Origin of the sequence: Rhizobium tropici CIAT 899, from assembly GCF_000330885.1 — a bacterium.
Lineage (GTDB): Bacteria > Pseudomonadota > Alphaproteobacteria > Rhizobiales > Rhizobiaceae > Rhizobium > Rhizobium tropici.
The window spans coordinates 1864203-1883395 of sequence record NC_020062.1 but is presented as its reverse complement, the minus strand read 5'-3'; the positions used below and the strand labels follow the sequence as shown (position 1 = coordinate 1883395).

The following is a 19193-nucleotide window of genomic DNA, read 5'->3' as shown; positions in this document are numbered from 1 at the left end:
GTTGCAGTTGTTCGTCCACGCCACCTTGCTTCTCATTTCATGTCCCTCCTGCCGGCTATCATCCTTGAAACTGATTAGAAAAGACTAAGCGTTGCTCACATGGCTCGGCCGAGATCTGTGCTACATCACTTAGCCTTCTGAGTAAGGGGTAGTAGGTTTAAATCTCTTCAAGACCTCAGCCGGCGAGACTATTGCCCCAAAATCAATGATACTCTATATGTAGGAACGTACCTACATGGAGGTTGCCTATGAGCATGACGAGTTTGTCCAGCAGAGAGGTCAATCATGATGTCAGCAAGGCTAAAAAGGCCGCTCAGAACGGTCCCGTGATTATCACAGATCGCGGCAAGCCATCTCACGTCCTGATGACCTACAGCGAATTCGAGCGTTTGTCAGGGAAACGCAGGAACCTCGTTGACGCGCTCGCTATGCCCGGCCTTTCGACTATTGAGGTGGATACGCCTAGAGCCAAAATCGCGACACGCGAGGTCGATCTGTCTTGAAGTATCTGCTCGATACGAACGTCGTCTCCGAGCTGCGCAAGGTTGGGGATGGCAAGGCAGATGCAAACGTCACGCAATGGGTTGCATCGCAGGATGCTGGTGAACTCTTCATCTCCGCTATAACGATCCTGGAGATCGAACGCGGTATCTTGAGTGTTCAGCGCCGCGATGCGTCACAAGGCGCTCGATTGCGAGAGTGGATGGATAGCCGCGTTCGCCCGGAATTTGTGGATCGCATTCTGCCCATAGACGACGCCGTCGCTACGCGCTGTGCTCATCTTCACATTCCGGACCGTCGCAACGAGGCCGATGCCTTGATCGCTTCAACGGCGCTGGTCCATGGTCTGACTATTGTCACGCGGAATATCAAAGACTTCGATGGAACCGGTGTGATCATCGTTGATCCATGGCAGGGCTGAACTTCTAGGCAATAGCTCAGGCGCAGCAACGGGTGAATGGAGATCTAGCGGGCGCATAGATCCTAATCGGTGAGCTGCCAGCGTGCCGGCAGTTCGTGAATGGAGGAAGATTCTTAGCGTCTTGAATAACATTGCCGTGGCGGGCCGGGGGTTCTCTGCAGAACATATGACGCCGGAAAATAGGGAACTTGCCCTACACGCAATGGAATTCGTAGAACAGCCTCAGGATGCTCTGCCCGCCGAGGCCTCTCCACTGAAAAGATTGATATTTAGTCGAAGATGGCACGTGGCTCAGAACCAAGGGCCGTTTTGCGCGAAAGGGGCATGCGCTATCGCAGAAATCCATATTCTGCGACAGGGGGCGGTCGCTCCGACCTAAAAGGACCTGCGGCAAGCCAGGGATTGACTGTTAGCAAAGCTTCTGCAAACAATTGGTGCCAGGTCGATACAGCCTGCTGCTTGCGCCCCGTCGGGGTCCGGTGAATGTATCGAGCCGCTCATGGCTCTCTTTGCCCGAACGAACGGGTCAGCAATGCAAGCCCCTGACGCTTTCCGTTCGTTTTCGCAAAGGATCATCCCATGCGCGATTTCCGCGATGCCAAAGTCATGGCCCAAACGCTGCGTGAAGCGCTTCACGCCAAATCTGTCGCGTTCACCACCAGTGAGAGCCAAGAACTCGTTGCTCGAATTCTTGGCTTTCGAGATTGGAACGTTTTAGCCGCAAGAATTAAAGCGAGCCAGCCGTCCGCGACCTTGGCTACCGCCAGTAGGTCGGCGTCAGCCGGAGCTGGCATCCCCATCGTTCCCATGCGGGATCTAGTCCTGTTTCCGCACATGATCTCGCGGATTTTCGTGGCGCGCGAGAAAACCCGCCAAGCCGTGGAACGAGCCATTGTCAGTGATCAACGCGTTGTCGTTGTTGCCCAGAGAAATGGCAGCGACGATCATCCAAGCACTCTCAGAGCCCTCAATCCGGTGGGGGTCATAGCAAACGTGATAGATTGCCAGACACAGGTGGACGGGACGCTCAAAGTTACCGTACGTGGACTTCAGCGAACGGGCATCGTCCGTTTGACCGACGACGGGTTCCTCGCGGCCGAGGTTATGCCGATGGACGATGAACGCGACCAGTCGACGGAGGCGGCGACCCTTTCGCGTGCGGTTCTCGATGCGTACCAGACCTACGCCAAAGTAGACTTTTCTGCACTTCCACCGGGATCCAAGGTCAGGTTTGGCCTACCTTCGATCGGAAATCCGAGCTTGTTAGCCGACACGGTCGCCCCGTTGCTGTCGATCACTATCGAACGGCAGCAGCAACTCTTGGAAACTAGTGACGTAGTGACTCGTCTGGAAAGACTTATCGAGCTGATGAGCGCTGGCCGCCCTAAAGCTGTCGGATAACTCCTAATTTTCGAGGCAAAAACGCCGAGGCTGAAGCTTAAGAGGAATTTGTGTCGCACAGTCGTGGTCAGTGCGGTTCCTTCCCATTGCCGCTTGTCGAGATGGCAGCTCTCTGGCCACCCCTCTTCCTCCCAAATCCTGTAGGCGCTCTCGCGGCGCTTTTCGTCATTTTGTTCTTCGTTGCCGGCCGTTGAAGTTTCTTCTCGTTCCTGAAGACGGATTGGTTTCCTTCGGGCAGGCCGATCGCAAGGGCATCTCGTTCGTCAGGTCATCGAAGGAAAGAGTTTTGCGCTTCGCCGCCATGAGGAGATCAAGCTCGATCGAAGAAGGGCCGAACCGAACGAACAGGTCCTCGGCCGTCGCGTCATCGAGTCCGTATTTCTTCTGGAAATCCGCCAGACTATAGGGGACGCCTCTTGTCGGCCGGCGCCGTTCGAAAGACCGTTGCATTTCCATGTCTGATGATCCTCCTAACTCCGATCCAAGCAACTCGATCGGCGAGCTAAAAGTTCCGTCGAGCATGGAATATAACGAAAGGAGCACGCAATGATCGATACCGGCGCGGGGGGCGATTTGGCCGAGTTGCGTCAGTCCAGCGCTAATGGTCGCTGCGAGACAGCGAGGCGACTGATCCGCGCGGGATCAGACTTGTTTTTATGGTAGCGCGTCCGACAGGAATGTCCTTGCCGCTCAGGCGCGAAATCAGCCGTTCGGCCGCCTCCTTGCCCATCTCGTAGACAGGCTGGTCGATGACGGTGATCGGCGGTGTCGTGACGGTCGTCCAATCGGCGTCCAGAAACGAAATCATCGAGATGTCGCGCGGTATCGATAACCCGAGGGTCTGCAGAGACTTGAAAACTCTAAGGCCGACGAGACTGTCCGAAGCGATGAGGGCGGTTGGGGGTGCTGCGTCTTGCAACAGGCGCTCGACGACACCATCCGTTTTCGGCTGGTCCGTGGCGCCGAGACGCACGTAATGCCGAGCCTCCTCTATGCCGGCGTCGGCTTGCTCCCTCAGAGCCCCCTCCACGCGTTCGCGCACCGCGGAATTGGAAATGCTGCTGATATCGTCAAGGAATTCGCTCTCAGCATCCATCGCCGAAATATAGGCGATCCGCCGATGCCCCATGTCGATGAGATGGCGGGTCGCGCTCGCGGCAGCGTCAAAATCATCACCGGTGACCGCATCGACGCCTAGTTCCGGAATGGTTCTGTCAAACAGAACGAGTGGCACGCCGACGCGGCGTATATCCTGGAGATGCTCCATCCGGTCGCATCGTGCCGGTGTCACGATCAATCCATCGACGCGCTTGCCGATGAGCAGGTCGACGGCTGATTTCTCGGCCTCGATCTCCTCGCCGGAATTGGCGATGATGACGTTGAAACCAGCCATGCGTGCGACATCGCTGATCCCTCTGACAGCGAGGCTGAAGAAAGCATTCTCTATATCGCCGACCACAACCCCGATGATGCCGGATTTGCCTGTGGTCATGCTTCGGGCGAGTTCGTTCGGTCGATATTCGAGTGCCGTCGCCGCGGCTAGCACCTGCTCGCGAACCCTGTCGCTGACGACGCCATAGCCACCGAGCACGCGCGCCGCTGTTGCCTTTGAGACATTCGCGGCTCTTGCGACATCGGCGACAGTGACGGAGCGTTTCGAGGCGAGGGATTCTTCCATTCGATGACGATTACAAGAGTTGTTGACGGACGGTCAATCTCACGGTAACAAATATGAATGAGACCGGTCTCTTTTTAATGTGAAACCGGTCTCTTGTCCAGATGACCTCTTTCCGATGTATAGGCGAGGGATGGGCGCGCATGCATGAATGCCAATAAGAGCATCCTTCAGAGCGGAGAACGAACATGAAACTATCTGCCATATTCTCGGCCTTTGCCGTGCCCTTGGGCGCTGGCCTGCTGGCCTGCCTCGTCGCAGCAAGCGCGGTCCCAGCGGTTGCAGCCGACAATCCCTATAATCTGATCGATCCGAACGTCATCAGCGTCGGCACGATGGGAGATTCCAAGCCCTACACCTTCACGACGGCCGATGGCCAATTCACCGGCTTCGATATCGAACTCTTTCTGAACGTCGTTTCCCGCATGGGCTTTCCCAAGGACAAGGTGACGTTCACCGGCCAGGAGTTTTCGGCTCTGCTGCCGTCGGTCGCCAACCAGCGTTTCGACGTCGCCGTTGCCGCAATCGGAACGACCGAGGCACGCAAGAAGACGGTCGATTTCTCCGATGGTTATCTCGCCGGCTACCTCTCGGTTCTGACATCGGATGCCTCGATCAAGGATGCAGCCGGCCTCAAGGGCAAGCGCCTCGGCGTCGTGCAGGGCACGCTGCAGGAGATCTATGCGACAAAGAATTTTGCCGGCACGGACCTCGTCAAATTTCCGGACAACAATTCCGCCGTGGCGGCGCTGAACAACGGTACCATCGACGCGCATTTCCTCGACTATGAAGCCGCCAAGCAATATGGCGAACGCTATCCCGCGCTGAAAATCGCGGTGAATATCCCATCCTTCGACGCACCGGCGGGCTTCGTCGTCCACAAGGGCAACGATGCCTTCCGTCTGGCGCTCAACAAGGCGCTGCACGAAGCGATGCAGGACGGCACCTGGAAGACGCTCTATGAGAAGTGGTTCCCCGGCTCGCCGATGCCCAACCAATATCTTCCCAAGAAGTAAGGCTGCGGCCGCCGTCCGAGTGCGCTGGGTGGCGGCCATTGGCCTGCCTCGCGAATTTCATGGGGAATTGAATGGATTGGCTTGAAAACCTCCGGCGCAGCTTTCTTGACTGGAATGCGATGGCCGAAGTCCTGCCGAGCATGATCACGGTCGGACTGAAGAACACACTTATCCTGGCGGCAGCCTCCACCGTGCTCGGCGTTGTGATCGGCATGGTGCTGGCCGTGATGGGTATTTCGCAATCACGCTGGCTGCGTCTGCCGGCGCGCATCTACACCGATATATTTCGCGGCCTGCCGGCGATCGTGACGATCCTGATCATCGGCCAGGGCTTTGCCCGTATCGGCCGCGAGATCTTCGGTCCGTCGCCCTTTCCGCTGGGGATCATCGCACTCAGCCTGATCGCCGGCGCCTATATCGGCGAGATCTTCCGATCCGGCATTCAAAGCGTCGAACGCGGGCAGATGGAGGCCTGCCGTGCGCTCAGTATGAGCTACGGGCAGGGGATGCGGCTGATTATTATCCCTCAAGGCGTACGGCGCGTCCTGCCGGCCCTCGTCAATCAGTTCATCGGCAACGTCAAGGATTCAAGCCTTGTCTATTTTCTGGGACTGCTGGCTTCGGAGCGCGAGATTTTTCGCGTCGGCCAGGATCAGGCCGTCGTCACCGGCAATCTCTCACCCTTGTTGCTGGCAGGCGTCTTCTATCTCGTCATCACCGTTCCCCTGACGCACCTGGTCAACTATATCGATGCACACCTGCGTCTTGGGCGGCAGGGCCGCAGTTCCGGTGCGACGAGCGGTCTTGTCGAGGTCGGCGAACTCGAGGCGGCCTCGAGCGCTCAGGTCCCCGGCGTTTTGCGCTTCAAAGGTGGGGCCGTTCAAATCCGCGATCTCAGCATGTCCTACGGCGACCTCGAAGTGCTGAAGGGCATTGATCTCGACATAGCAAAGGGCACCGTAACCTGCATCATCGGCCCATCGGGCTCGGGAAAGTCGACACTGCTCCGGTGCCTGAACCGACTGGTGGAGCCGAAGCGCGGCGATATCCACCTCGATGGCGAAAGCATTCTGTCGATGAAGCCGGAAAGCCTGCGCCGCCGCGTCGGCATGGTCTTTCAGCACTTCAATCTCTTTCCGGATCACACGGCGCTGGAAAACGTCATGCTGTCGCTGACGAAGATCAAGAAGATGCCAAGAAGCGAGGCTCGCCGGATCGCCGAAAGTCGCCTCGCCGAGGTCGGGCTCGCCGGACGCAAGGACCATCGGCCCGCCGGTCTTTCCGGCGGCCAGCAGCAGCGCGTCGCCATCGCCCGGGCTCTCGCCATGGATCCGGAAGTCATCCTTTTCGACGAAGTCACGAGCGCACTTGACCCCGAACTGGTGAAGGGCGTTCTCGATTTGATGGCCAATCTCGGACGCCAGGGGATGACCATGGCGGTCGTCACCCACGAAATGGGATTTGCCCGCAGGGTGGCCGACCAGGTCGTCTTCATGGATGAAGGCCGCATCGTCGAAGCCGGCCCGCCGCAACAGATTTTCGACAATCCGCAAAGCGAACGCCTGAAGCGCTTCCTCGCTGAGGTTCTCTGACAAACAGGGTCGGCGAGACTTCCGACGGCCTTTCGATTGCAACATTCAAACTGACAAGGTTTCCCAACATGCATGCTTCCACTCGCCCTTCGAAAGTCGTTGTCGTCGGCGGCGGTATCTTCGGCGTTTCCACGGCCGTTCATCTGGCTCGGCTTGGCGTTCAAACAACGCTGATCAATGACGGTCCTTTGGCAAATGGCGCATCCGGCCGCTCGCTCGCCTGGCTCAATTCTGCAAGGCGCCGGTCCGATGCCTATCATCGGCTGCGCCTAGCTGGGATCGACCGTTATCGTACACTTTCCGCCAAATATCCGGATGCGGCCTGGTTGCGCTTCGATGGTGGTCTCACCTGGGACGCTGATGATGCCGGCAACGACATTGCCGCCGTTTTCGAGTATGAGCGTGACCTTGCCTATCACGCGCTGTTGCTGACGCCCGATCAGATCGCCAAGGCGACGCCTGGCGTCGATGCCGACTCGGTGACCAGACAGGGAGCGATCTTCAATCCGGGGGAGGGTTGGGTCGACCTGCCATCCCTGATCGGCGTTCTTGCCGAGGAGTTCCGGTCACTGGGCGGCGAAATCGTCACCGATGCCGGCCGGGCGAGGGTGAACGTGCGGAATGGCCGCGCTATCGGCGTTACGACAGCGAACGGTGCCGATTGGGCCGCGGATGCCGTGCTGCTGGCGGCTGGTGGTGAAGTGCCGGCGATCATTGCGGAGGCAGGCCAGCATATCGGTGATGATACGCCAATTGCGCTTCTCGTTCGCACGAAGCCGATCAGGCACCCGCTGAAGGCGGTCCTTAACACGCCGCGCGTCGCCATCCGCCCCACACCCGACGGCGCCTTTGCGCTGGATTCAGCCTGGTCGGAAGAAGAGGTCATCGTAAAGGCCGATGATAGCTACGAAATCAAGCCTTCGACACTCGAAGGTTTGCTGCAGGAAGCCTCGAGGGTGCTGCAAGGAAATCCGAAGCTCGAAATCGGTGACTACGGCGTCGGCCCCAAACCTATTCCGGGTGATGGCGAGCCGGTATTCGGCGAATTGCAGGCAATCCCGGGGTACTTCGTCGCCTTCAGCCATAGCGGTGCCACTCTCGGCTTGATCGCGGGCGAGTTGCTTGCCGACGAGATCGCCACCGGTAAACGGCATCCGCTTCTGGCTTCCTTCCGGCCGGAACGCTTCGCGAGGTAGTGCGATCGAAAAGTGCCGGATCTTCCGATCCTCGCCATTGCAGGAACAGGGCGAGGATCACACCCTCAGAAACATGCCGGATATGGGCGGACACCTCCGCACGGAACAGATGGAACAATCGTAAAGGTCAGTGATTTGCCGCCCCGAAGATCGCGTCATGTTGATCGCGAAAGACGCCGGCATTCAATGCTTGCGGAAAAAGGCATGCGTGAATGCCCCTGAATAGATGTAGGACATCTGTTCGGGTTTGTCGCACAGGAAATCGTCACAGGCCTTTTTTACGCCTGGAAGATAGTTCCATCCGTCCGGATTGATCTCGGTGTCGCAATAGTCATCAACAAGACAAATCCCACCTTTCGAAAGCCGCGGATAAACATTTTCCAGGCTGATCATGATCGAGTCGTAGAGATCTCCGTCCAGATAGGCGAAGCTTATCTTTTTCGGTAGCCCGTCGGCCAACGTATCCTTGAACCAGCCTTTGTGAATTATCGGAAGGCGCAATCCATGCAATTTGAAATTGTGAACCAGAACCTCCTCCGAGGTTGCGAGATCGCCCTCCCTGTAGGAAGCGCCATCCACATCGCTCGCCGGTGGAAGGCCTTCGAAACTATCGAAAACATGAAGCTGCTTTGAAGATCCGAAATCGCTGATCACCTTTGCGATCAGCACGGAGGACTGGCCCTGATTGCAGCCAACCTCCACCAGGTCCCCCTCCACGTCATAGGCGATTGTCTGGGAGACCAGATGGAACATGTTCATTCTCTGCTCGACATTGGTGGAAACACCTGAATGCACAGCAGAAAATTTCATGCCTGTTATCCGGTACAAGGCCGCATCGACAAAAGAAGCGGTTCGCGCTTCGATGCCGAAGCGCCTCGTTATGAGGTTAAGCGCTCGATCGGCATGAGATGATCTCCGTAAACCCCAATCGAAATTTCTTGTGATAAAGAAATTGTCCACGTTAATCCTCCCAATGTTCTCCCATGATGACAATATCATCATGACATTATACTTTCTATGTTCAGTTGACAGCGAGAATTGCAAATGTGAATTCTGCTCCAACAGGTGTTACGAGCCCGTAAGATCTCTAAAGTGCATAGTGGCTGTTAAGACGGAGGGATCCGTGACCTCGCTCTATCCAAGGAAACCATAGTGGGGAGGAATGGATGATCGCCATCACGAGAAGAGTGAATTCGGCGACGCCTGCCGGAAGTAAGTTCGCATCGACAAGGCTGGGCCGCTAGTCGAGAGGCCGTCCCATTCACCATGGCTTGCGACCATAAGCTGACATTCCGTTCTCGGCCTCAGGCAGTTCGACGGTTCGATCCCCATCGAGAGCTTAGATCTTCCGAACGCGCTTACCTGCAGCGGAGCATCACCGTGTCAGCCACTGTCTGATAGACTTGTGCACCAGAGCCGCCGCCGCTTTTCATCTCAAAAGCGCCGCTTCCAGTAGAAGTGGCGAGTCGTGCGCGGAGTTGTGTTACACTTCAGATCGACTTCGAAGTTGTATATACAAATAAGAATTGGATATTTTGCTGTATTTGTGAATAGATATACATGTAGTTTCGTAATAATAATCAATTTCGATATTTATCCTCGGGCGGCGATAAATGAAGGACTGAAGCTACATGGCTCTTCCGTCGAAAAAATTGCCTCGAACATTTCTGATGGCGGTGCTGGCATCCCTTCGAAAGGCGTTCTTCAGCATCGCGATTACGAGTGCCGTGATCAGCGTGCTGGCCCTGACCGGTTCCTTTTTTATGCTTCAGGTCTACGACCGGGTCATTCCCGGCCATAGCCTTTCGACGCTGGTCGGCATTGCGATCATCGCTGCAACCCTTTTCGTGTTTCACGGCGCTCTTGAGCTGTTGCGTTCGATGCTCCTGGCGCACGTTGGCGTGGCGCTGGACGAGCGGATGAACGGTAAGGTCTTTGCCTCGCTGGTGCTTCAACCACAAGTAATGACGGCGACAGGCGATGGAATGCAGTCGGTTCGCGATCTGGACAGAGTTCGGTCTTTTCTCTCCAGTACCGGTCCGATCGCCCTGTTCGACCTGCCATGGATACCGCTTTATCTCGGATTGTGCTTTCTTTTCCACTTCTGGATCGGGCTGACCGCGACCTGCGGCGCCATCGTCCTCATCGTTCTGACCGTTCTTGCCGAGATCTTGTCGCAACGTCCGGCAGCCGAGGCGGCCAAACAGTCGGCAGCGCGCCTTGCCTTTGCTGAAGGTGCACGACGAAACTGGGAAGCGGTTGTCGCAATGGGTTTCGTCGGTCGGATGGCGGAGCGATGGGCCGATCTGAACGGGGCCTATCTCGAAAATCAACTTGCCGCCGCCAATGTAACTGGAATCCTGACGACCACCTCCCGCATCCTTCGCATGATGCTTCAGTCTGCCGTGCTTGCGGTCGGCGCGGTCCTCGTCATCCGGCAGGAAGCGACGGGTGGCATCATGATCGCAAGCTCGATCCTGGTCAGCCGGGCGCTCGCACCGGTGGAGCTTGCTATCGGCCAATGGAAGGCATTCGTTGCCGCCCGACAAAGCTGGTTGCGCCTTGTCAAACTGCTTGAAATCCTGCCTGCCGGAGAGCGGAGCATCAGCTTGCCGGCACCCAGATCAAAATTGACGGTGGACGGTCTGAGCCTCGCCTCTCCGGGAAGCCGTGAACTCATCCTTCGTAACATGTCGTTTGATATATCGGCCGGGACCATATTGGGTGTCATTGGTCCCAGCGCCTCGGGAAAGTCGTCGCTTGCCCGCGCGGTCACCGGCCTCTGGCCGACGACGATCGGCTCGGTACGCCTTGATCACGCTGCTCTCGCGCAATGGGATCCCTCGGAACTTGGGCGTCACATCGGCTATCTTCCACAGGATGTCAGCCTCTTCGATGGTTCGATTGCCGAGAACATCGCCCGCTTTGAAAAGCAGCCTTCATCGAAACTGGTTGTCGCTGCTGCAAAGTCTGCCGGCGTCTATGACATGATCGTGGAGCTGCCTCAGGGCTTCGATACGATGATCGGGGAGGGGGGCTCCCGGCTTTCCGCTGGGCAGCGGCAGCGCATTGCGCTTGCGCGAGCGCTCTATGGCGATCCGTTTTTGGTGGTGCTGGATGAACCCAATTCCAATCTCGATGCAGAAGGCGATGCGGCTCTGACCCAAGCTCTCCTCGGCGTCGGTGCGCGGGGCGGCATCGCAATGGTCATCGCTCACCGGCCGAGCGCTTTGGTGGCGGCCGACATGTTGATGGTCATCGCCGCGGGACGGCTGCAGGCGTTTGGACCTAAGGACATGGTCCTCGGAAAGCCGGTGAAGCAACCGATCAAACAGAGTGCGGTCCGCCTGATGGTCGCCGGCGAGGACGCCGGATCATGAGCACAGAAAAGCCGTCACCCAGCGAGCGTTCGATACGCCGGCTTTCCGTTGCGGCGTTGGGGACGATCGTCCTGCTTGTCGGCGTGATCGGTGGCCTTGCTGCGACCACGGAGATATCGGGTGCGGTCATTGCCCCCGGAACGCTTGCGGTCGACAGCTATGTAAAATCAGTCCAGCATCTCAAAGGGGGAATTGTCGGCGACATTCAAGTCAAGAACGGTGATCGTGTCGATGCTGGCCAGCTTTTGATCCATCTCGACGATACGCAAACGAACGCCAATCTCGCGATCATACGAAAACGATTGGATGAACTGTCCGCGAGAACGGCGCGGCTGGCAGCGGAACGCGACGGCGCGCCAGCGATCGCCTTTTCGGCGGAACTGCTTTCGCGTGCCGACGAAGACGAAGTCTCGCGCACGATCGCCGGCGAGACGCGCCTGTTCGAAGACCGATTGGCATCCAGGCAAAGCCGCAAATCACAGCTGAGCGAGCGTATCCAACAGCTGAGCCAGGAAGTGGACGGTCTGGTCGCGCAAGAGAATGGCAAGCGCCGGGAGATCGATCTGATCGCCAAGGAGCTTTCCAGCCTTCAGCGGCTGTTCGATAAGGGTATCATCCCTGCGGCGAAGGTCTATGCGCTGCAGCGCGAGAGTGCCAGCCTGACCGGAGAGCTCGGTAATCTCGTTTCGAGCATCGCACAGGCCAAAGGCAAGATGACCGAGACGGAACTGCAAATCAGACAGGTTGACGACGATCATAGCGCCGAGGTTTCGGAGCAACTGCGTCAGGCACAGAGCGACACCGGGCAATTTATGGAGCGATTGGTCGCCGCAAAGGATGATCTGAAGCGGATCGACATAAGAGCGCCGCAGGCCGGCATCATCGACCATCTGAGCGTGCATGCGGCGGGTGCTGTGATATCGCCCGGAGAAACCATTATGCAGATCGTGCCGGATCGGGACGCGCTTGTCGCCGAGCTTAAACTTTCGCCGCAGGATATCGACCAGGTAACCGTCGGGCAGCCGGTCATGCTCAGGTTTTCAGCGTTCAGTCAGCGGGATACGCCTCAACTGAACGCGCAAATCACCAAGATCTCGGCCGAGCCGACGACCGACCAGCATTCCAATGCAAGTTATTACGTCCTGCGCGCCCGCATATCGAAGGAGGAGTGGGGTCGGCTCGGAAAGCTCACGCCCGTCTCCGGCATGCCGGTCGAGGCCTTCTTGCAGACCGGTGATAGAACGGTACTGACCTATTTGACAAAGCCGATGGCCGATCAGATGGCTCGCGCTTTTCGCGAAGAATAGCGCCTCGCCGCTACATCGCTGCCGTCAATTCGCTGTAGCTGAAAAAAGCTAGTCTGCAGGATCAATGGGATAGGAAGCAGGCTTGATTTGACCCTTGATTTCAGGGGGGTTCGGTCGCAAGCTGAAATTCCATTTAAGCTTGGAGGGGCCGAGATGGTTAAGCTAGTTCCTATAACAACAGCGAATTTAACCGACCATCAAATCGGCTCGGACGATATATTGATAGCGCCGGATTCGACGAATATCCTTTACGGGGATGCCGGAGGCAGCCTGTTGGATCACTCCACGGGCGGCAACGATAATCTGACCATACATGGCGCGGGCAGCTTTTATGGCGATGCCGTCAGAAATATCGCTGATCACGCGACCGGTGGCGACGATTTTCTGTTCGTCCAGATAACCGGATCAAGCAGTACGACGACCAATTTGTATGGGGACGCGGGAGGAAGCCTCTCTGACAGCGCGAAAGGCGGCAACGACGTTTTCAGCGTAGCTCCAAGCCCAACCAACATCACGGTTGCCATGTATGGTGACGCCGGAAAGGATATGTCAGGGCACGCAGCGGGAGGCAACGATACGTTTCAGCTTTCTGCGTTTCAGAACACTTTCACAATCTATGGCGACGCTGGCGGCAACATGAAGGATCATGCCGTCGGCGGCAACGACACAGTCACAGACGGTAGCTCCGAGGGCTTCGTTACATTCTACGGCGATGCGGGCAAGAACATGTCCGGCCATGCGCATGGCGGTAATGATGTTCTTAATACAGGCCTCGAAGACAGCATAACGTTTTATGGCGACGCCGGTGGTGATCTCCGCGATCATGCCATTGGCGGTAACGATACCATGAACGTTGCTTCCGTCGGAGCCGTTCTGGCCTATGGCGATGCGAATAGCATGTCGGGTAATGCCCGTGGCGGCGATGACAGCCTTATTGTTACGGCGCAACAAATCGCAAATGACATGATCGTGGGTGATGCGCAAACGATATCGGGCCATGCGCATGGAGGCGACGACGTACTGAACGTCTCTGCGGTTCGTCACACGGAAGGGCCTATTACCCTGATTGGCGACGGGGTGAAGATGTCCGGTAATTCCCATGGCGGCAACGACACCCTGATCAGCGGCAATGGCAACGACGACATGTGGGGTGATGCGCAGGTAATGGTCGGCCATGCCCAAGGTGGAAATGACACGTTTATATTCAAGCCCAATAACGGCAGTGACAAAATCGAGGATTTTGGTCAGGGCGCTTGCGGGGCAGGGTCGAATTGGGGAGTCGACCATATAGACGTCTCGGCACTGGGAATCAAAGACTTCAGCCAGCTCAATATTATCTCAGCGTTCGATCCAGTTACGCACGACACCACGATTGCATTCGGTACGGGTGGTGTGGTCGTGCACAGTCAGCATGCGCTGCTGGCACATGATTTTCTGTTCGCATAAGCAGCGGAGTTAAGGCCCTTTGGGGATGAGCCGAGAGGCATCAGCGGCAATTTGACGAGGGTGCCATCGGACAGCGGGATATAGTACCCCCTGTATTGTCGCGTATTTTGCATTTTGTTGGCATTGCATTTTGGCGGTCCACGCAATGGCGAAAACCGGAGCGGACCAATTTGTCGTGGAGGTGGAGATGTCTACGATCGATCTTACCCAATACCAACTGACGTTTGACGACGAGTTCAACACGCGCAGCATTTCTCAGACAGGCAACGGCACGACTTGGGCCGATATCCGTCCGCAATGGCGCTACGACGCCAATTCCGATATCGGCTTTGGTCGTTCTTCATTCGTTGACCCTTCGTCGGGTTACGATCCCTTCAAAGTGAGCGACGGTGTGTTGACGATTACGGCTGTGCCCGACCACACCGCGTCCGGCTTCCCCGGCAGCTGGGAATCCGGCCTGATCACGACGCAGGGGCATTTTTCGCAAACATATGGCTACTTCGAGATGCGGGCCGATCTCTCGAACCTTCCGGGAGCATGGGCCGCGTTCTGGCTTCTACCGGACAATATGATAGCCGATCCAAATAACGCCGGGCACTGGCAGGAACTTGACGTCGTCGAAAACTATGGAAGTTTCGAGAAGGGCATATATAGCGGCATTCACACGACCGATGCCGCGCCGAATCTTAACTGGCAACAAAATTTGCAGGTCTATAGCGAGCTCGCTCAGCCATCCGGTTTTCATACATATGGATTGGATTGGAACGCGGATACCCTAGGCTTCTACGTCGATGGCCAGCTTATGGGAACGAAGGCCACGCCGAGTGATATGCATGGGCCAATGTATCTCTTGGCCGATCTGGCCACGCAGGACGACCCCAATAACAATGCGGATATTACCAAAGCGCCGATTTCAGAGCAGATCGATTATATCCGCGTGTATTCTCACCTTCCCGCTACCACTCCGACGCCTCCGGTAACCGTTCCTCCGCCAGCGAGCGGCGGAACTACGATCGGTACCGGAGCCGACAAACTCGTTTTGTTGATCAGTGAGGATGCCTATCTTGGCGATGCCCAGTACAGGGTGACCGTCGACGGAATACAAATCGGTGATATACAGACGGCGCACTCTCCTCACGGCTCCGGCCAGTCAGATCACTTGGTCGTGCAGGGTGATTGGGGCCAAGGTGTCCATGACGCGAGCGTGACGTTCCTGAACGACGCGTGGGGCGGGACACCCACCACCGACCGAAATCTGTATTTGGATGGTGCTACCTACAACGGTGCGGATGTCTCCGGCGCGCAACATGCTTTGATGGGCGTCAGCGCATTCCACTTCAATATATATTCTGACCTTCCCGCTACCACCCCGACGCCTCCGGTAACCGTTCCTCCGCCAGCGAGCGGCGGAACCACGATCGGTACCGGAGCCCACAAACTCGTTTTGTCGATCAGTGAGGATGCCTATCTTGGCGATGCCCAGTACAGGGTGACCGTCGACGGAATACAAATCGGTGATATACAGACGGCGCACTCTCCTCACGGCTCTGGCCAGTCAGATCACTTGATGGTGCAGGGTGATTGGGGCCAAGGTGTCCATGATGCGAGCGTGACGTTCCTGAACGACGCGTGGGGCGGGACACCCACCACTGACCGAAATCTGTATTTGGATGGTGCTACCTACAACGGTGCGGATGTCTCCGGCGCGCAACATGCTTTGATGGGCGTCAGCGCATTCCACTTCAACTTCTTCGATGTCTGAAGACGGTGGTGATCACTGTTGGTGCATTCAGATCATTGGCGACATGCAGGACTGCGTGGCGCCTGCTGCCGCTGCGCGGAAAGTTCCAGTCAAATGACAGTCTAGGATGAAGGGTGCTCCGCGCCCTCTTTTTGCCCGCTTCGCAACCGAGAGGATGGACGTCAGACAGACGGCGGTGATGGCTTCGCTAAAGCCTCTACTGAAGCTATCGAACGTGCGGGGTTCTCATGATTGTTTCCAAAATGGTGCCGCTCTTCAGTCTGGTGGCTCTCGCCGCCGTGCTCGCCTCCATCGCTTTTGCAGCGCAAGACCTCGTCGCGCTCCGACAGGCCGACATGCAGGCCATGGCAACTGCCGCGAAGACCATGGCAGGGATGTTCCGCGACGCCGGCAGCTATTCGTCGATGGAATTCGAGAAGGCTGCCGCTGCGATCAGCGCCAGATCCGGTACGGTGCTGGCTGGCCATTTCGCTCACGGATTGGACGATCCGGGCTCGAAGGCCAGCTCCGAGGTCGGCCCCGAACGCGAACGTTTCGGCGCTCTGGCGAACGATCTGCGCGATTATGCGCGGGCGCTAGAGGCGGCCGCTGTCGAGAACCCCGGAGCGATGACAGAGAGCATGCGGATGAAGCCCGGCGAGGCGATGGGCGGAGGCCCGTTCGGGACTCACGTCCAGAGCAAGGCACAACTGGCATCCATTCCTGCCGAGCACATCTTCCACTTGATGATGCAGACCTGCACGACTTGCCACGCAAGGTTCAGAACGAGCCGCTAAGACATCGGTCGCGACAAGTGGTAGGCGGTAACCGCCAAAGTAGTGCTAGAGAACTTGTTGCGGAGGGATCTGAAATAACAGGTCCATTGGTTCGAACCCATCAAGAGCTTAAATGCAATTTCGCATCGTAGGAGGTCGCTGCGGAGATGGCTGCTGCATCGCCGGCAGCGAGGCGCTGCTCATGATCCGGCGTCCTCGCCGGCGCCGATTCCGCACGATGCTCGGTGAGGAGCGCTTGGGGCTCGTCATGAGATTTGTCCATTCGAATGAGTGACGCTCAGGCCTTGATGAAAGCAAGCAGGTCGGGGTTGAGCACATCAGCGTGCGTGGTCAGCATGCCGTGGGGGTAGCCCTTGTAGACCTTGAGCTGGCCGTGTTTTAGCAGCTTGATCGACAGTTCGGCGGAAGTGCCGATCGGAACCACCTGATCGTCGTCGCCGTGCATCAGCAGCGTGGGCACGTCGATCGCCTTCAGATCATCGGTGAAGTCGGTCTCGGAGAAGACTGCGATGCAGTCATAATGTGCCTTCGCGCCGCCGATCATGCCCTGCCGCCACCAGTTCTGGATCGTCCCGGGAGTGACCTTCGCGTCCGGACGGTTGAAGCCGTAGAACGGGCCGCTTGCCACATCGAGGTAGAATTGCGCCCGGTTAGCCGCGAGCGCCGCGCGGAAACCGTCGAACACCGACATCGGCGTGCCGTCCGGATTTCTCTCCGATTTTACCATGATCGGCGGCACCGCGCAGGCTAGCACCGCCTTGGCAACGCGGCCGGGCTTGGCACGGGCGACATAGCGCGCCGCTTCGCCCCCGCCCGTCGAATGGCCGATATGGACGGCATTCTTGAGATTGAGGTGATCGGCAAGCGCCGTGACGTCGGCGACATAGGTGTCCATGTCATTGCCGGTGTCGGTCTGGGTCGAGCGGCCGTGCCCGCGGCGATCGTGCGCGATCACGCGATAGCCTTGGGAGAGGAAGAACAGCATCTGCGCGTCCCAGTCGTCCGCGCTGAGTGGCCAGCCATGGTGGAACACGATGGGCTGCGCGTCCCTGGATCCCCAGTCCTTGTAGAAAATCTCGGTGCCGTCCGCGAGTTTGAGGGTGTTCATGTCAGAAATTCCTTTCGAATGGGTTGGATAATGGCGCGACTTCGCGGACGACTTCACTCGAAGCGATAGTCGGAGAGATCCACCCCGACGATGAGGGGCTCCGCGGTCGGCCTGTTGTCCGGATCGCGGGGATAGACCCGGAACTTGGACGGCAGCGTGATGCCCTCCACGGTGACGGGTTCGAGGAGATAGCGGGCGGCCGTGTTGTTGCCCTGGATCTCGACCTCATAGTCATGGCGCCGGATCAGTCCGTCCGGACCGATGTAGAAGGTCTGTTCTCTGCTGTGGGTCGCGATTGTCGCCGGAAAGGTCGTCCGCAGCCGGCGCCATGTCTCGCCTTGTTCCGACCAGGGCGCGATCTCCTCTGCCACGACGCCGGGCTGAGCGAGGATGAAGGGCGAGGTCAGATAGGTCCACATCGTGTAGCCCGCGAAATAGGCGAGTTGCGGATCGCTCCAATGTGTCTCCATCGCGAACCCATCGAAGCTCGCACGCGGCCGGGAAAGCTTCTCGACAAGCTCACCTTCCCGCGTCTCGATCGTCACCTCGTCGGGCGTGAAGCGGGAGCGGTTTTGCGTCGGATAGAAAGGCCAATGCGACACTTCTTCCTTCCGGAGGTTCACGCGCACATGGGCATGGGTGAGCGTATCGGACTTGCCCTTGAGGTCCCAAAGAATGCCGAACTGATGGAGCCTGGCCGTCAGGAAGGAAAAGCGCCGGAACCGTTCGAGGCCGCCATGTGCCTCGATCACCTGCTGCTGGAGGTCGGTCATCAGTCTGCTCCTCAGGCGTCCAGGAAGGTGTGGCAGTGGGCAACGAAGGTCTCCGGGTACTGGAACACTGCGCCGTGGCCGGAGTCGGGATAGAGGACGAACTGCGCATTCTTCATCGCCTTGAACATGTTGTAGGCGTTGATGCTCGGGAACATCGTGTCGTCGCTGCCATGCACGATGAGCGCCGGCTGGGCGATGGCGCGTAGCGTCGTATCGCCCTCATCCTTGACCGCGCACCAGCCGATGATAGCCTTCGCTTGCGGCACGCTGACGTCGTCTCCGCTGTCCGGGTCGCGGTCCTGCGTGCGAGCCGTGGCGCGCGCCACGAAGGCCTGCCCGGCGCGCTGGCTTTTTTCGGAAGGCGTGAAGAACAAGGGCAGGCGCACATCCGGTGCGCCCTGTGCGAACGCGTCCTCTACAACGGCGAGCAGGTGTTCCTCCCCGCCGCGCGGCGCCGCACCCGCGATGACGATCTTACGGATCAGGCTTGGGTGCTGCATGGCGAGGACCTGGGCGAGCATGCCGCCCAGGGAGAAGCCGACAAGGTCGACCTTGCTCAGGCCGAGGCCTCGTATGAACGTCCCGGCATCAGCCGCCATCTGTTCCACCGTGTCGGGCGTCCGGCCGGTCGAGGTGCCGATGCCGAGATTGTTGAAGGCGATAACGGGCCGCGTTGCCGCAAGGCCGTCCGCCACCGCAGGATCCCAGGCATCCATCGTCCCGGTGAAGTGCTGCAGCAGGATGAGTGGTGTCCCGGCAGTCGGGCCAAGCCGCCTGAAGGCAAAGCGAACATCGTCGACGTTCAAGTATTCTGTTCTTGCGGTTTCGAGTGACATGAT

Annotated in this window: 17 protein-coding genes; 11 read left to right on the top strand and 6 right to left on the bottom strand. The window is 58.0% G+C overall.

The genetic code is table 11. From position 1 onward, the window contains the following. The first annotated feature begins 248 nt into the window (after positions 1-248). The 3 genes from RTCIAT899_RS30715 (at position 249) to RTCIAT899_RS30705 (ending at position 2323) form a co-directional block, all read left to right on the top strand. Positions 249-503, top strand: a complete 255-nt coding sequence (locus RTCIAT899_RS30715; RefSeq protein WP_015343746.1) for a type II toxin-antitoxin system Phd/YefM family antitoxin — start codon at positions 249-251, stop codon at positions 501-503. Beyond that, positions 500-922 (top strand): type II toxin-antitoxin system VapC family toxin, encoded by a 423-nt coding sequence (locus tag RTCIAT899_RS30710; protein ID WP_015343745.1) that lies wholly within the window; start codon positions 500-502, stop codon positions 920-922. The genes RTCIAT899_RS30715 and RTCIAT899_RS30710 overlap by 4 nt, the downstream gene beginning before the upstream one ends. Before the next feature lie 579 nt (positions 923-1501). Continuing rightward, entirely contained in the window at positions 1502-2323 is an 822-nt protein-coding gene (locus RTCIAT899_RS30705; RefSeq protein ID WP_015343744.1) for an LON peptidase substrate-binding domain-containing protein, read from the top strand. A gap of 165 nt (positions 2324-2488) precedes the next feature. Here RTCIAT899_RS30705 and RTCIAT899_RS33725 read toward each other — a convergent pair whose 3' ends face one another. Both RTCIAT899_RS33725 and RTCIAT899_RS30695 read right to left on the bottom strand, forming a co-directional pair. Beyond that, the gene (locus tag RTCIAT899_RS33725; RefSeq protein WP_015343743.1) at positions 2489-2779 is read right to left on the bottom strand and encodes a hypothetical protein; all 291 of its coding nucleotides are present in this window, start codon (positions 2777-2779) and stop codon (positions 2489-2491) included. A 142-nt stretch (positions 2780-2921) separates the two neighbouring features. After that, positions 2922-4001: a LacI family DNA-binding transcriptional regulator gene (locus RTCIAT899_RS30695; RefSeq protein ID WP_015343742.1), complete on the bottom strand. Its 1080-nt coding sequence runs from the start codon at positions 3999-4001 to the stop codon at positions 2922-2924. 185 nt (positions 4002-4186) lie between these two features. Between RTCIAT899_RS30695 and RTCIAT899_RS30690 the strand changes: the two genes are divergently transcribed. The 3 genes from RTCIAT899_RS30690 (at position 4187) to RTCIAT899_RS30680 (ending at position 7802) form a co-directional block, all read left to right on the top strand. Then, positions 4187-5014 (top strand): ABC transporter substrate-binding protein, encoded by an 828-nt coding sequence (locus tag RTCIAT899_RS30690; RefSeq protein WP_015343741.1) that lies wholly within the window; start codon positions 4187-4189, stop codon positions 5012-5014. A 71-nt stretch (positions 5015-5085) separates the two neighbouring features. Continuing rightward, a complete protein-coding gene (locus RTCIAT899_RS34470; protein WP_015343740.1) occupies positions 5086-6606 on the top strand; it encodes an amino acid ABC transporter permease/ATP-binding protein in 1521 nt (506 codons plus the stop codon). A gap of 68 nt (positions 6607-6674) precedes the next feature. After that, the gene (locus RTCIAT899_RS30680) at positions 6675-7802 is read left to right on the top strand and encodes an NAD(P)/FAD-dependent oxidoreductase (RefSeq protein ID WP_015343739.1); all 1128 of its coding nucleotides are present in this window, start codon (positions 6675-6677) and stop codon (positions 7800-7802) included. Between the two features lie 183 nt (positions 7803-7985). Here RTCIAT899_RS30680 and RTCIAT899_RS30675 read toward each other — a convergent pair whose 3' ends face one another. After that, positions 7986-8762: a TylF/MycF/NovP-related O-methyltransferase gene (locus RTCIAT899_RS30675; RefSeq protein ID WP_015343738.1), complete on the bottom strand. Its 777-nt coding sequence runs from the start codon at positions 8760-8762 to the stop codon at positions 7986-7988. 671 nt (positions 8763-9433) lie between these two features. On the opposite strand from RTCIAT899_RS30675, the gene RTCIAT899_RS30670 reads away from it, so the two are divergent. The 5 genes from RTCIAT899_RS30670 to RTCIAT899_RS30650 all read left to right on the top strand — a co-directional run bounded on the left by RTCIAT899_RS30670 (position 9434) and on the right by RTCIAT899_RS30650 (position 16473). Continuing rightward, positions 9434-11182, top strand: a complete 1749-nt coding sequence (locus RTCIAT899_RS30670) for a type I secretion system permease/ATPase (protein WP_015343737.1) — start codon at positions 9434-9436, stop codon at positions 11180-11182. After that, on the top strand, positions 11179-12489 hold the full coding sequence (locus tag RTCIAT899_RS30665) for an HlyD family type I secretion periplasmic adaptor subunit (protein ID WP_015343736.1): 1311 nt from the start codon (positions 11179-11181) through the stop codon (positions 12487-12489). Before RTCIAT899_RS30670 ends, RTCIAT899_RS30665 begins: the two co-directional genes overlap by 4 nt. A 153-nt stretch (positions 12490-12642) precedes the next feature. Continuing rightward, positions 12643-13935 carry an autotransporter outer membrane beta-barrel domain-containing protein gene (locus tag RTCIAT899_RS30660; protein ID WP_015343735.1) on the top strand — a complete coding sequence of 431 codons (1293 nt, stop codon included), beginning with the start codon at positions 12643-12645 and terminating at the stop codon, positions 13933-13935. A 187-nt stretch (positions 13936-14122) separates the two neighbouring features. Further along, a complete protein-coding gene (locus tag RTCIAT899_RS30655) occupies positions 14123-15697 on the top strand; it encodes a carbohydrate-binding domain-containing protein (RefSeq protein ID WP_244441525.1) in 1575 nt (524 codons plus the stop codon). Positions 15698-15924: 227 nt separating this feature from the next. Next, on the top strand, positions 15925-16473 hold the full coding sequence (locus RTCIAT899_RS30650; protein WP_015343733.1) for a cytochrome c: 549 nt from the start codon (positions 15925-15927) through the stop codon (positions 16471-16473). A 277-nt stretch (positions 16474-16750) separates the two neighbouring features. Here the strand turns inward: RTCIAT899_RS30650 and RTCIAT899_RS30645 are convergent, their stop codons facing one another. Genes RTCIAT899_RS30645 through RTCIAT899_RS30635 form a run of 3 tightly spaced genes read right to left on the bottom strand, consistent with a single transcriptional unit; the run spans position 16751 to position 19190 of the window. After that, positions 16751-17581: an alpha/beta fold hydrolase gene (locus RTCIAT899_RS30645; protein WP_015343732.1), complete on the bottom strand. Its 831-nt coding sequence runs from the start codon at positions 17579-17581 to the stop codon at positions 16751-16753. 53 nt (positions 17582-17634) lie between these two features. Next, complete coding sequence (locus RTCIAT899_RS30640) at positions 17635-18354, bottom strand: hypothetical protein (RefSeq protein WP_015343731.1); 720 nt, start codon at positions 18352-18354, stop codon at positions 17635-17637. 11 nt (positions 18355-18365) lie between these two features. Beyond that, on the bottom strand, positions 18366-19190 hold the full coding sequence (locus RTCIAT899_RS30635; protein WP_015343730.1) for an alpha/beta fold hydrolase: 825 nt from the start codon (positions 19188-19190) through the stop codon (positions 18366-18368). Positions 19191-19193: the final 3 nt, after the last annotated feature.